Origin of the sequence: Pseudomonas sp. AN3A02, assembly GCF_011765255.1 — a bacterium.
GTDB lineage: Bacteria > Pseudomonadota > Gammaproteobacteria > Pseudomonadales > Pseudomonadaceae > Aquipseudomonas.
Map to the genome: position 1 here is coordinate 373,437 of NZ_JAARNI010000004.1, position 14,050 is coordinate 387,486.

General features: G+C 62.2%; 11 protein-coding genes. 8 read left to right on the plus strand and 3 right to left on the minus strand.

Annotated features, from left to right (window positions below):
* Positions 1–12: 12 nt before the first annotated feature.
* Positions 13–2,268 (minus strand): arginine/lysine/ornithine decarboxylase, encoded by a 2,256-nt coding sequence (locus tag HBJ59_RS18705; RefSeq protein WP_167664391.1) that lies wholly within the window; start codon positions 2,266–2,268, stop codon positions 13–15.
* Between the two features lie 81 nt (positions 2,269–2,349).
* Positions 2,350–3,723 (minus strand): PLP-dependent aminotransferase family protein, encoded by a 1,374-nt coding sequence (locus tag HBJ59_RS18710; RefSeq protein WP_167664392.1) that lies wholly within the window; start codon positions 3,721–3,723, stop codon positions 2,350–2,352.
* Between the two features lie 134 nt (positions 3,724–3,857).
* On the opposite strand from HBJ59_RS18710, the gene HBJ59_RS18715 reads away from it, so the two are divergent.
* The 5 genes from HBJ59_RS18715 (at position 3,858) to HBJ59_RS18735 (ending at position 10,037) form a co-directional block, all read left to right on the plus strand.
* Positions 3,858–4,334 carry a carboxymuconolactone decarboxylase family protein gene (locus tag HBJ59_RS18715; protein ID WP_167664393.1) on the plus strand — a complete coding sequence of 159 codons (477 nt, stop codon included), beginning with the start codon at positions 3,858–3,860 and terminating at the stop codon, positions 4,332–4,334.
* On the plus strand, positions 4,327–4,767 hold the full coding sequence (locus tag HBJ59_RS18720; protein ID WP_167664394.1) for a GNAT family N-acetyltransferase: 441 nt from the start codon (positions 4,327–4,329) through the stop codon (positions 4,765–4,767). The genes HBJ59_RS18715 and HBJ59_RS18720 overlap by 8 nt, the downstream gene beginning before the upstream one ends.
* Entirely contained in the window at positions 4,764–5,387 is a 624-nt protein-coding gene (locus HBJ59_RS18725; protein ID WP_167664395.1) for an FMN-dependent NADH-azoreductase, read from the plus strand. Before HBJ59_RS18720 ends, HBJ59_RS18725 begins: the two co-directional genes overlap by 4 nt.
* A gap of 59 nt (positions 5,388–5,446) precedes the next feature.
* Entirely contained in the window at positions 5,447–6,595 is a 1,149-nt protein-coding gene (locus HBJ59_RS18730; RefSeq protein WP_167664396.1) for a MalY/PatB family protein, read from the plus strand.
* 94 nt (positions 6,596–6,689) lie between these two features.
* Positions 6,690–10,037 carry a hypothetical protein gene (locus tag HBJ59_RS18735; protein WP_167664397.1) on the plus strand — a complete coding sequence of 1,116 codons (3,348 nt, stop codon included), beginning with the start codon at positions 6,690–6,692 and terminating at the stop codon, positions 10,035–10,037.
* A 148-nt stretch (positions 10,038–10,185) separates the two neighbouring features.
* Here the strand turns inward: HBJ59_RS18735 and HBJ59_RS18740 are convergent, their stop codons facing one another.
* Complete coding sequence (locus HBJ59_RS18740) at positions 10,186–10,401, minus strand: molybdopterin-binding protein (RefSeq protein ID WP_003217010.1); 216 nt, start codon at positions 10,399–10,401, stop codon at positions 10,186–10,188.
* Between the two features lie 413 nt (positions 10,402–10,814).
* Here HBJ59_RS18740 and HBJ59_RS18745 point away from each other — a divergent pair, with 413 nt between their 5' ends.
* From HBJ59_RS18745 to HBJ59_RS18755, 3 genes are read left to right on the plus strand one after another with little or no spacing between them, the layout of a single operon-like run.
* Positions 10,815–11,786 (plus strand): aliphatic sulfonate ABC transporter substrate-binding protein, encoded by a 972-nt coding sequence (locus tag HBJ59_RS18745; protein WP_076013366.1) that lies wholly within the window; start codon positions 10,815–10,817, stop codon positions 11,784–11,786.
* Positions 11,787–11,796: 10 nt separating this feature from the next.
* Positions 11,797–12,630, plus strand: a complete 834-nt coding sequence (locus tag HBJ59_RS18750) for an ABC transporter permease (RefSeq protein WP_167664398.1) — start codon at positions 11,797–11,799, stop codon at positions 12,628–12,630.
* A 2-nt stretch (positions 12,631–12,632) separates the two neighbouring features.
* Positions 12,633–13,346, plus strand: coding sequence for an ABC transporter ATP-binding protein (locus HBJ59_RS18755; RefSeq protein ID WP_076013364.1), 714 nt, complete (start codon positions 12,633–12,635; stop codon positions 13,344–13,346).
* Positions 13,347–14,050: the final 704 nt, after the last annotated feature.

The window sequence follows — 14,050 nt, forward strand, 5'->3', positions numbered from 1 at the left end:
GCATAAACATTCTTAACCCTTGATGCAATCGACGGTGTAACAGCGACCATTGCCGTCATCTTCGTGTTGCAGTCCATGAACATCGGCGACAAAGCCGGGGAAACTACTGTCGAACGTCCTGGCAAACGCCAGGTAATCAATGATCGAACGAGTCGACTCGGTGAAACGCTCACCCGGCATGATCAACGGAATGCCCGGTGGGTAAGGCACCAGCATGACCGCTGCAACGCGTCCTGGCAAAGCGTCGATGGACACCGCCTCGACTTCGCCCTTGACCAGCAGGTCGTAGGCGTCGGCCGGTTTCATCGCGATTTCCGGCAAGACCGTATACATCCGCTTCAAGTGCTTGGCCGTGGCATTACTGCGGTAACAGCTGTGCAACTGGTCACACAAGTCCTTCAACCCCAGCCCTTGATACCGCGCCGGGCCCTGCTGAAATACCGAGGGCAAACAACTGGCGAGGCTCACGTTGGCGTCATAACTGCGCTTGAATTCCAGCAATTCGGTGAGCAGGGTACTCCACTTGCCTTTGGTGATGCCCATGGAAAACAGCACGAGGAACGAATACAGCCCGGTCTTTTCCACCACCAGCCCACGCTCCCAGAGGAATTTACTGACCACTGCGGCGGGGATTCCGCACTCGCTCAAGGCGCCGCCGGCGTTCAGGCCGGGCATCACCAGGGTGACCTTTATCGGGTCCAGCAGCACATAGTCTTCGGCGATATCGCCAAAGCCATGCCAGTCGGCCTGGGGTTGCAGCAGCCAGTCCGCCGTCACCACCCGGTCAATGCCCGCCACCAGCGGCGGCTGCCAGATGGAGAACCACCAGTCTTCGGCGGCAATATGCTGGCGCAGGTTGGCCAGGGCGCGACGAAAGCTCAGGGCCTCGTCAAACATCTCTTGCAGCAACGACCGCCCCGCCGGCCCTTCCATCATTGCCGACGCCACATCCAGGGAGGCGATGATGCTGTACTGCGGCGACGTGGAAATATGCATCATGAACGCTTCGTTGAAGCGGTCGCGGTCGAGCTTGCGCGCCCCGCCATCCTGCACATGGATCATCGACGCCTGGCTGAACGCCGCGAGCAGCTTGTGGGTGGAGTGCGTGGTGAACACCAGCGGGCTGTCGACCGTGCGCGACGTGCCCATGCCATAGCGCCCGGCGAAGAACTCGTGAAACGCTGCGTAGGCGTACCACGCCTCGTCAAAGTGCAGCACCTCGACACTGTTGCCCAGTTGCTGCTTGATCAGTTCGGCGTTGTAGCACAGGCCGTCGTAAGTGGAATTGGTGACCACTGCCAGCTTGACCTTGGCCGGCCGCCCTCGGGTCAGTGGGCTGGCCTCGATCTTGGCGCGGATCGACTCGGGGCTGAACTCGCTCAGGGGAATCGGCCCGATGATCCCCAGTTCATTGCGCTCCGGGCACAGGTACAACGGAATGGCGCCGGTCATGATGATCGAATGCAGCACCGACTTGTGGCAGTTGCGGTCCACCAGCACCAGGTCATCCCGGCCAACCATGGAATGCCAGACGATCTTGTTGGCCGTGGACGTGCCATTGATCACGAAGTACGTGTGATCCGCCCCGAAGTTGCGCGCCGCCCGGGCCTCGGCCTCGGCCAGCGGGCCGGTGTGGTCCAGCAGCGAGCCCAATTCCGGCACCGACACCGACAAGTCCGAACGCAGGGTATTTTCCCCGAAGAACTGATGAAACGCCTGCCCCACCGGGCTTTTGCGATAGGCCACGCCACCGCCATGGCCGGGGGTGTGCCAGGAATAATTCGAATCCGCCGTGTGCTGCACCAGGGCCTTGAAGAATGGCGGCAACAGGCCATCCAGGTAAGCCCGCGCGGCCCGTGCGACTTGCCGCGCGAGAAACGGCACGGTGTCTTCAAACAGGTAAAGAATGCCCCGCAGTTGGTTGAGTTCACTCATGGCGTCGGCCGGGGCGTTTTCCAGGGTGACTTGCTCACCCAGGGCAAAGATCGGAAGGTTCGGCGCCCGCACCCGCGCCAGCCGGATCAGCTCCACCATGTTTTGCATCAGGTGAGTATTTTCCCCGGCACCCTCTGCAGCAATCAGCATGCAGGCCAGGCCGTGATGGGTCGAAGCCACCAGGCGCCCCTCGGCGTAGTCCACCGCCGAAAAGATACTGAAGCCCTCCTGTTCCAGCTCCCGGGCGATGCCCCGGACGCGGTCGCCGGCAACGGTGTCGGCCTTGATGTCGCGGTGTACGATCAGAACCGGGAACTTCAGGTCTTTGTACATGAGCGCTTGGCGTCCTGAGGGCTATGCCTTCAGGGTAGAAGCTCGGAGCGGATGTGGCGAATGAAGATGTTCAACCCGCCTTCATAAAGCCCCCTTGATGACCTCCCGCAACAGCAACGCCGCCTCCACCGCCTGCTGGCGTGTCGCCAGGTTGGTGAAACCCATCAACAGCCCTTGCTGGCGCTCCGTCTCGATACTCCAGCCAGACAGTGCCTGAATCCCCAGCCCCGCGTCGGCGGCCTGAGACGCAACCACCTGATCAGAGACCTCCACCCGCAACCGCGCCAACAAATTGATCCCGCCAGACTGCTCATCGACCTGCAAAAACGCCCCGCAATGACTGTTCAGCGCATCCACCAGAAAGCCGCGCCGCTGGGTGTAGAGCTGGCGCATTTTTTTCAGGTGGCGGGTGAAATGGCCCTGGTCGAGAAAGTCGGCGGTGGTGGCTTGCAGCAACTCGGCACTGCGGTTTTGCAGGACGCGGGCGCTGGCCTCAAAGACCGGGAGCAACGCCTGCGGCACCACCAGATAGCCCAGTCGCAAACCCGGGAACAGCATCTTGCTGAAGCTGCCCGAGTAAATCACCCGGTCCGCCGTGTCCTGGCTTTTGAGCGCCGCCAAGGGCTGGCCCCTGTAACGAAACTCACTGTCGTAGTCGTCCTCCACCACCCAGCCGCCATGGACCTGCGCCCAGTCGAGCAGGCTACGGCGCCGGGTGGCACTGAGGGCGACACCCAGCGGGCTTTGGTGAGCCGGCGTGACAATCGCCAGCCGCGCCTTTGGAGCACGCCGTACGCCCTCCTCGACATCGAGCCCGTCACGGTCGACCGGCACCGGCATTAACTTCACCCCCAAGTGGAGCAAAAACTGCCGCGCATGCAAATAGCCCGGGTCTTCGAACCAGCACTGCTGGCCTGCCATCTGCAACGCATCACACACCAGCGCGAGGCACGCCGAGTAACCGGCACACACGAACACCTGCTCCGGCGAGCACGCCACACCACGGTACAGCGCCAGGTATTGAGCAATCGCCACACGCAGCGACCGGGCACCGCGCACGTCACCCATGGCCAGGCTGTTGACGTCGACACGCCGGACCTGCCGGGTGACCAGGCGCGCCCATAACTTGCGCGGAAAGCTATCGAGTGCCGGCAAGCCCAGTTGCAACAGGCGCGGCGCAGAGGTCGGCGCCAAGGTCTGCGATTCGACCGCCAGCGACTTGATTGACCGCTGCGGCAACGCATCGGCCACCACCGTTCCCGCTTGCCCGCGCGCCAGGAAGAACCCCTCGCTGACCAGCAACTGGTAGGCGGTCTCCACGGTGCCCCGGGCCACCTTCAGCTCCTGGGCCAGGCTGCGCACCGACGGCACCCGTTCGCCAGGACGCAGTTGGCCCTGATCAATGGCCTGGCGAAAGCGCCGGTAAATCTCCTGGTATTTGGGCAGTGACGACATCGTTATCCGGCTCACAGTGAATCAGCGCTGGAGTCTGATCTTGTCCCAACCCGCTTGTCCATTCTTGGCCCTATTGAGCCGGCGACCAGGCCGCCAAACTGACGACATCACTTCACCACAGCAAGGAACACAGCATGCAACACCGTCTCGACTACGCCCAGGCAGCGCCCGCCGGCTACAAGGCCCTTGGTTCGGTGCACAGCTACATCCACGGCTGCGGCCTGGAGAAGGAGTTGATTGACCTGGTGTACCTGCGGGTTTCCCAACTCAACGGTTGCGCCTACTGCCTGGACTCCCATTCCCGCGACCTGCTCAAACAGGGCGTGAGCCTGGAAAAGCTGATGCTGCTGGCCGCATGGCGCGAAGCCTTGCCGTTGTTCACCCCGCGTGAATGTGCCGCGTTAGCTTGGGCCGAGTCGGTCACCCAGGTCGCACAAACCGAGGTGCCGGACGAACACTATGCCGAGGCCAAGGCCGTCTTCGATGACAAGGAAATTGCCGACCTGACCCTGGCTATCGCCCTGATGAACGCCCTGAACCGCATCGCCATCAGCTTTCGCAAAGTCCCTGCCGCCGTAAAAGCGCACATGGAGCACGGCAACCATGAATGACTCTGTTGAGTTTGTGCACATCGAAAGCGACGCCGACTGCCTGGCCTGCTTTGCCGTCATGCAGCAGCTGCGGCCAAAGCTCGAAGACCCGCACGCCTTCGTCCAGCAGATCCAGCGCCAGCGGGAAAACGGCTACCGCCTGCTGGCCGCCCGGGAAAACGGCCAGGTGCTGGGCCTGGCCGGTTACCGCCTGACGGAAAACCTGCTGTATGGCCGCTTTATCTACGTCGATGACCTGGTAGTAGACGCTTCCCTGCAACGCCGACGCCTGGGCGAACGGCTGCTGGATCAGGTACGCCAGCACACCCGCCGCCTGGGTTATCGCTACCTGGTGCTGGACACCGGCATGCACATGGCCTTGGCCCAGCGCTTCTATTTCCGCCAGGGCCTGCTGCCGCTGGGGATGCACTTTTCCCAGGATCTGAGCCAATGACCCGCGCCCTGCTGCTGAGTTTCAGCCCCCACGGCAAGGCGGCCCAGACCTTCCGCCTGGCCCGCGCCCTGCTCCGTGAACAGGCGCCCGAGGCCGAAGTGGTCGAGCGCGACTACGGCGGCCAGGCCCTGCCACCGCTGACCCGGGAATACGCCAACGCACTGACCACGCCCGGCGGGCTCAGTGGCGCGGCAACGGCGCTGTCCGAGCAACTGATCGTCGAGCTTGAGGCTTGTGACCTGCTGATTATCTGCACCCCGGTGCACAACTTCACGGTGCCGGCAGCGCTTAAGTGCTGGATCGATCATGTGGTGCGTATCCACCGCAGTTTCACCGTCAGCCCGCAGTTTGAAAAAGTCGCCTTGCTCCAGGACCGGCCAACCTTTGTGCTGGTCAGCTCCGGAAGTTCGCGAAAAAACCGCGAACCCGACTTCCTCACGCCCTACCTGCAGGCGATCCTCGGCACCGTGGGCATCCGCACGGTGGAGTTCGCCTATCTGGGCGCCATGGTCCGTGGCGAAGCCGCCGTGCAGCGCAGCCTGGAACAGGCCCAACAGCAGTTGTCCGGGGCTTTTTACCGGCAAGCGGGAGCCCAAGCGGCAATCAGCTCTGGCGCGTAAAATTAATGGCGCTAGAATCAGCGCCATTTCCACGCCCGCCTCCCTGACACGAGCCCCCCATGAGTTTTGATTTCGACACGATCCACTCCCGCCTCGGCACCGGCAGCACCAAGTGGAGTCGTTACCCGCAAGACGTTCTGCCGATGTGGATTGCCGACATGGACATCGCCGCGCCACCGGCCGTGCTTCAGGCGTTGCACGAGCGCCTGGGTCAGCAGATCCTCGGCTACAGCGTGGCCTGCGATGGCGTGCGTGAGGCGATCGTCGCCGATTTGTGGGCCAAGTACGCCTGGCGCGTCCAGCCGAATGAGCTGCTGTTTTTGCCGGGTGTCGAGCCTGGTTTCAACATGGCGTTGCACGCGTTTGTGCAGCCTGGGCAACCGGTGGTTTTGCAAACCCCCAACTACCGCCCGATTCGCCTGGCCCCTGGCCACTGGAACCTGCCGAAGATCGAAGTGCCGTTTGAGTTGAGCGCCGAGGGCGAGTACCTCACGCCGTTGCCAGCGATGCGTGAGGCACTCAAAGGTGCCGGCGCGCTGCTGTTGAGCAACCCGCACAACCCGATGGGCAAGGTCTTCCCCCGCGAAGAACTGCTGGCGGTGGCCACCGCCTGCCTGGACCAGGGCGCGTTGATCGTCTCCGATGAAATCCACGCCGAGCTGTGTTTTGACGGCCGTCGGCATATCCCAACCGCCAGCCTCAGCCCGGAAATCGCCCAGCGCACCATCACCCTGATGTCGGCGAGCAAGGCGTACAACGTGGCCGGGCTGAAGACCTGCTTTGCGGTGATCCAGAACCCCGAGATCCGCGAGCGCTTCAATAGCGCCCGCTGCGGCATGGTCGACAGCGTCAGCCCGCTGGGCCTGGAAGCCACCCGTGCGGCCTATAGCGACTGCGGCGACTGGCTGCAAGCGCTGGTGGTTTACCTGCAAGCCAACCGCGATTACCTGCTCAATGCCGTGCAAACCCGCCTGCCTGGCGTGGTGATGCATGCGCCCCAAGGCACTTATCTGGCCTGGCTGGATTGCAGCGCCCTGGGCCTGGACGACCCGCAACAGTTCTTCCTCGACCAGGCGAAAGTCGGCCTTAGCGCCGGCCTGGAATTCGGCGATGACAGCCAACAGTTCGTGCGCCTGAACTTCGGCTGCCCGCGGGCCATGCTGGAAGAAGGCATTGCCCGCATGGAACGCAGCCTGCGTCACCGTTAAGGCGCAATTCACAACTTTTCGCAACGACCGCCGAACCCCTGCTGTTACTGTTTTTGCCGATCCGCCCCACCGGTAACAGCAGGAGTTCCATGGCATGACGACCCAGCCGCTCAACCGCTCGCCCGACCCCAAAGCCCTCCCCCTTACACCGCCCAAGTCCGGCGCGGCGTTCCATGTGCTGCTCAAGAACAGCGCCAATAACAAGAAGGTGGAGGCCGGCGACAAAACCGCGCAAGGGCTCGCTGCCAGCAAGGAACAAGGCTATGAACTGGCCGCCAAGGACGCCGCACCGCCGGCCAGCCTGGGCGATTACAAGGCCATCGGCCCGGCAGATGAAGTCGGCCCCGGCCTGATCCGTTATGAAACCCAGGATGGCAAGAAGGTCATCGTCAGCGAAAAAGACAGCCCCGAGCTGTTCAAGCAAGTCAGTGCCGACTTCAAGGCACTGTCCGGCGTCAACGCCAGCGAAGCCGCCGGCTACCAGCGCCTGGGCGGCGACGCCACGGCCCCGGAAAAACTCGGCGACTACAAATCCCTCGGCCCACCCGACGAAACCGGCCCCGGCGTGATTCGCTACGAAACCCAGGACGGCAACAAGTTCGTCATCAGCCAGCGAGACAACCCCGAGGCCTTCCAGAAAGCCAAGGAAGCCTATGAAAGCTTCACCGGCCTGGGCAGCAGCGAAGACGCCGGCTACAAGCGCGCCAGCGACAACGAAGTGTGGCCGCCCTACGCCGGCACCACCGTCGGCCCCAAGGATGAAGTCGGCCCCGGCCTGATCCGCTTTGAAAGCAATGGCCAGAAAATGGTTGTGGCCCGCGACGATAACCCCAAGCTGTTCGACTACCTGGCGGGCCTGCATGAGGTCTACACGAACCCCGACAAAAAGGCCGCCCTGGAGTCCGCGCTCAACGACGGCTCGAGCCTGGCAGACGCCAATACCAAGCCGCCGGAACTGAATGACTACAAGGGCTTCGGCTGGATCGAAGGCCAGCAAGGCAACGTGCTGACCTATGAAACCCACGACGGCACCAAGGTCGTCGTATCGGCCGACGTCAGCCCGGAACTGTTCAAGAGCGTGGCCACCGCCCAGGACACCTGGAGCAAGATCCACAGCAGTGAAGACGCCGGCTACAAGCTGGCCGGGCCGAATGACTTCCTGAAAAACACCGACATCACCTTCGGCTCGCCCGACGAGCTGGGGGACGGCCTGATCCGCTATGAAACCAGCGAAGGCAAGGTCATCGTCTCCAAGGAACTCAGCCCGCAGCTCTACGACGAAGTGGTTGCCAAGTGGGAAGCCTGGAGCGCCGGCACCGTCGACGAGACCCGCGCCAAGTACAACCTGCCGAGCAACGACGAGCTCGACGTGCTCAACCTCGACACCGGCGTGCATGCCGACAAGGACGACGACAAATCACCGACCCAGAGCGTCAGTGAGCTGGCCACCACCGAACTGATCGATACCTACCGCGCCGGCGTCAAGGACGGCTCGATTCCCAAGGACGACCCACGGGCCAAACTGGTCCGCGCCCTGGAAGCCCAGGCCGCCTACCAGAACGGCCATGGCATCACCGGCTACGAAGAATCCAAGCGTCCGTTCAACACCACCTGGCGCGAGTTCGATGACAAGCAGACCGAACTCACCTCCGCCGACATGCACGACATCATCGACGGCAAGGCGGTGCAGGAGCAGATCGGGGAGCTGTTCAAAGACCCGACCGTGCAGGCCGACTACAAGGCCAAGATGGACGACGCCATCAGCCACGTGCCCAACAAGGACGAGATCAAACAGAAGCTCCTCGACCTGACCAGCAACCCCGACTACGTGCTCTACCTCAAGGACCTGCAAAAACAGGGCAAGAGCCACGAAGCCCAGCAAGACCTGAGCAACACCCTCACGTCGCTGTCGCTGTTCGACCCGGAAGCCGCCACCAAGGCCGCGCAGAACATCCAGGCCGACGGTCTCACCACCGACCTCAACGAGATCCTCTCGGACCCGAGCAAGATCTCCGACGAGAACAAGGAACTGGCCACCAAGGACCTGTTCGGCCTGCTCAAGGGCGTGCTCAAAGGCAACCTGCTGGACCTGCCGCGCCGCAGCCAGGAAGTACTGGAGAAATTCCTCAACGAGGGCCTGGAGGGCAAGGAGAAATCCTCGGCCGTGACCAAGGCCCTGGAAGAACTCGGCGACGTCTACAAGAACAGCGGCACCATCAGCGAAGCCGACGTGAAAACCGCCCTGAGCAAACCGTACATCCCGGTGGCCGATCGCGGCATGCTCGGCGAAGTGTTCAACACCCTCAACAGCAAAGGCATCCTCGGCTCGATGGGCGCCGGCGTCAGCCTGTTCTCGGGGATTTACCAACTGGTGGGCAAAGGCGGCAAGCTCGGCGAAACCCCGGCCCAACGCATGACCATCGCCAAGGACTTCCTGAGTTTTGCCGGCGGCGCGAGCCACTTCGTCAAGCTCGGCGACAAGATCGGCGAAGCCCTGGGCAAGGGCGGCCTGGTGGACTTCCTCGGCCTGGACAAGACCCTGCCGGAAATCTGGGGCAAGGAAGGTGCGGCCGGTAAAGTCATCGACTTCAGCAAGCCCACCGAGATCGACTCAAAGATCAGCAAGGAGATCGCCGCCGCGCTGGACGCGGTTCCCGACAGCCAGTACGACGGCGTCGCCAAGCTGTTTGGCGAGGGCGACAAGGCGGTGACGGAAGCCACCGAAGGCCTCGCCACCCACCTGGATGACGGCCTCAAGGCAGCCGGCGCGGCCAAGCTTGGCGCCTCCCAATCGGCGAAGATCGCCGGTTCCGTGATCAAGGTGCTGGGCCCGGCGACGGATATCGCCGGTGGTTTTGCCGACATTGTGCTCGGCGCCCTGGCGATCAAAAGCGGCGTAGACAGCAAAGACCCCCTGGCTCAGGCCGCAGGTGGCTTGCAGGTGGCGGGCGGTGCGTTCGGCGCGTCGGCGGGTGTATTGGGTGCGGCGGCGCTGTTTGGCGCAGGCACGGCGGCGGCGCTGACCGGGCCGCTGTTCCTGGTGGGCGTGGTGTTGGCGGTGGTGGGCGGAATCATCGGCTACTTCGTCGACCACAACAAAAAACAGAAGGCCTCCGAGAAGGAAAACGACTGGTACCGCGACCTGGCCGGCGACGGTTTGTTGCAGGACAACTGGGCGGACAAAGTCGAATACGCCCACTACGAAATCCACCATTACCACGGCCGCGACACGCCGACCGATGACAGCCTGTTCCGCTTCCAGCAATCAGAGTGGGAGCATTTCGACTCGACACCCCAAAGTGGCGGCTCGTCGAGCAACCGGCTGGATGGGGATTTGCACAAGGACTACAAGGACCCGAGTGAAACGCCCAAGGCACTGCCCGATGCTTCGGATGAGAAGCCGGGGTCGCGTCCATCAGGAGGCGGGCCTCGGCTCAACTAACCTTCCAACGGCTGTATGCAAAACAAAATGTGGGAGCGGGCTTGCTCGCGAATGCGGTGGATCAGTCACTGTAAATGTCGACTGTCACACCGCTTTCGCGAGCAAGCCCGCTCCCACATTTGGATTGGGTTCACAACTGGACTCAGGTTTACAACTTGGCGATGGAGACTTCCGTCGACTTCACAAAGGCAATCACTTCACTGCCCACTTTCAATTCCAGGTCACGCACCGAGCGGGTGGTAATCACCGACGTCACGATCCCCGACGCGGTTTGCACGTCGATCTCGGACACCACTTCGCCGATCAGGATTTCCTTGATCACGCCTTTGAACTGGTTGCGCACGTTGATCGCTTTAATGGTCATGTCGGCTTTCCTTTGGTCTGTTGGGTCAATCCGCACGAATGCGCAGGCACTCAAAGTGCCCTATTCGTGAAACCAACAAAAGGAATATATAACTCTTTATTTATTCCATAAAAACATATGCAAGCTGTTGCGCAGCCAACAGTGATTCAACAAAGTGCCCGCCTCCCCACTCCCAACCACTCCCCCACGTACCAGCTGTCGAGCCTAAGCGAGGCTGCGTCAGCGGTCTGTCTGATACATCGCGAACGCAGCCTCGCTTGGGCTCGACAGCTGCTACGCAAAATGTTGCCCGGCACCACGAAAGACGCTGGCACAGAGACTGCATATTCCTATAACGCATGATGGAACATGCCATATGAATTTTCTGAATATAAGAAAAGCCTTCTCTTTCCCGCCTTGTCCGGAGCTGTTCCATGAAACCCTTCGTCAACACCCTGCTGGGCGCCTGCGCCCTCGCCTTCAGCCTGCAACCCCAGGCCCATGCGGCGGAAACCGAGCCCGCGCAAGTCAATCTGGACTACGCCTATTACTCACCGGTAAGCCTGGTGCTCAAGCACTTCGGCTGGCTCGAAGAAGCACTGCCAAACACCAAGGTCGGCTGGGTGTTGAGCCAGGGCAGCAACCGCTCGCTGGAATACCTTAACAGCGGCGGCGTCGACTTCGCCTCGTCCGCCAGCCTGTCGGCTGTGCTCAGCCGGGCGAATGGCAGCCCGATCAAGTCGGTGTACGTCTACAGCCGCGCCGAGTGGACCGCACTGGTGGTACGCAAGGATTCGACCTTCAAGAGCGTCAGCGACCTCAAGGGCAAGAAAATCGCCGCCACCAAGGGCACCGATCCGTACCTGTTCACCCTGCGCAGCCTGCAGAAAGCCGGCCTGAGCAAGGACGACGTGGAGTTGGTGCACCTGCAACACCCGGACGGCCGTACCGCCCTGGAGAAAGGCGATGTGGACGCGTGGGCCGGTCTCGACCCGCACATGGCCGCCAGCGAAATCCAGGCCGGTTCGCGCCTGCTGTACCGCAACAAGGACTTCAACAGCTACGGCGTGGTCAGCGTGACCGATAAGTACGCCAAGGAGCATCCACAGACCATCGCCAAAGTACTTGGCGCCTATGAAAAAGCCCGCAACTGGGCGGTCAAGCACCCTGACGAATTCGCCAAGCTGCTGGCTGACGAGTCCGGCCTGCCGCTGGACGTGGCCAAGCTGCAACTGTCGCGCACCGACCTGAGCAGCCCGTTGCTGACCGCGCAGGACGTGGTGTCGTCCAAGGCCGCCGCGCCGATTTTGGTGTCGGAAGAACTGGTGCGCCGTGGGGTGAATGTGGATCAGGTGATCGACCAACTGATCGACCCAAGCTTCGGCCAGGCTTTGCCTCGTCCATAAGGGGAGCGTCATGAGCAGCAAAAGCGAAGCCCTGCCCGTCGCGCTGGCGCCCGGCATCACCCTGCAACGCAGCGCCTGGCCACGGCGGCTCAAGGGCCTGGCGTTGCCGGTGCTGATCCTGGTGATCCTCGAGGTGGTGGTGCGCATTGGCTGGCTGCCGTCCTACCAGATGCCGGCCCCCAGCGAGATCGCCGTGACCCTCACCGACCTCGCCGAAGGCGCGCTGTGGAAACACATCAGCGCCAGCCTGTTGCGGGTGCTGCTGGGGTTCGCCATTGGTGCCAGCCTGGCGTTGGTGTTTGCCGCCTGGGTCGGCTTGAGCCGCGAGGCTGAGGCGTACCTGGAACCGACCTTCGCCGGCCTGCGCTCGATCCCGAGCCTGGCCTGGGTGCCGCTGTTGCTGCTGTGGCTGGGCATTGATGAGACCTCGAAGATCGTGTTGATTGCCATCGGCGCGTTCTTCCCGGTGTACCTCAATGGCGTTGCGGCGATACGCGATATCGACCGCAAGCTGGTGGAAGTCGGGCAGATGTATGGCTTCAGCCGTACGCGCTTGGTGCGTCGCATCCTCTTGCCCGCCGCCCTGCCCGGTTTGTTCACCGGCCTGCGCAGCGGCTTGAGCCTGGCGTGGATGTTCCTGGTAGCGGCCGAGTTGATCGCCGCCACCAAGGGCCTGGGTTACCTGCTCAGCGATGGCCGGGAAACCTCACGGCCTGACATCGTGCTGGCGGCGATCATCGTACTGGCATTGCTGGGCAAGATCAGTGACGGCCTGTTGGCTGCCCTGGAAAAACGCTGCCTGGCCTGGCGCGACACCTTCAACGGCCAAGGCCCGGAGCATTGAACATGAGTGAAGCGCTATTGGATATTCGCGTCGAGCGTAAGAACTTCGGCGCGACCACCGTACTGACCAACGTCCACTTGGCCCTGCAACCCCGGGAAGCGGTGAGCTTGCTGGGCCCCAGCGGCTGTGGCAAGAGCACCTTGCTGCGGATCGTCGCCGGGCTGGAAAAGGACTATCAGGGGGAACTGCTGCAAGGCGGTGGTGAGGTTGCATTTGTCTTCCAGGAGCCGCGCTTGATGCCCTGGCTGACGGTGGAGCAAAACATCGGCTTCAGCGATGACGATGGCTATGACAAGGCCTGGGTCGCTCAGTTGATTGATGAGGTGGGGCTTACGGGGTTTGGCCGGGCGTTACCCAAGGCGCTGTCTGGCGGGATGGCGCAGCGGGTGGCGATCGCTCGCGGGTTGTATTCAAGGCCGCAGGTGTTGTTGCTGGACGAGCCGTTCAGTGCGGTGGATGCGTTTACCCGCATGAAGCTGCAGGATTTGCTGCTGCAATTGGCTGAGCATCATGGGATCGCCTTGCTGCTGGTGACTCACGATGTGGACGAGGCGCTGTACCTGAGTGACCGGGTATTGGTGATGGATAACCGGCCGAGCCGTATTCGCCAGGAGCTGGCGGTGGAGCTGGTGCATCCGCGGGATCGGCGGGATCCGCTGTTGGCACGGCTCAAGGCACTGGCGCTGACTGAGTTGCAGCGGGCGCATGTGATCTGACCAATGCACTGATCCGCTGGATTTGTGTTGGGGCTAAGTCAGGCTGGGGGGCATATCCGTTGTTTGGGTGATGGCTGATATCGGTTCCGCTCTTACAGCGGCTCACTTTTGAACAGCGCAAAAGTAAGCAAAACGCTCTTGCCCCACCACTCGGCACCTCGCCTAGGCTCGGTGTGCCCTCAGCTCCGGCAGCACGAAGCGGGCCGCCGCGACGGGGCGTCCCTGCCCCGTCGCGGCTAAACCGGCGTCCTGCCGGTTTACCCGCTCCGTACTGCCTACGTTCGGCCAGCGTGGTTTAACGGGGCGCCTAAGATCAAGATCAACAGCAGATCAAGGGCACAGCGGCCTACCGGCCGGCTTGAGTGTGGTGAAGCAACAGCAGGAGCAACAGCGAAATCAAGAGCGGGTACAGTCCAAATGTGGGAGCGGGCTTGCTCGCGAAGGTCGTTAACGATGACGCTGGCATCCTGACTCAACGCGGCGCCCTCAGGTTTTTCGCGAGCAAGCCCGCTCCCACAGAAAAGCAGCCCTGCTTTCGCTCTGGATCTTGCCTCTGCTTCTAACACTCAAGCCGGCCTGTAGGCCGCTGTGCTCTGCTTTTGATCTGCTTTTGATTTTGATCTGCGGGCCCCGTTAACCACGATGGCCGCAAGTAGGCACGGTGGAGCGGGTAAATCGGCAGGGATGCCGATTTAGCCGCGCCG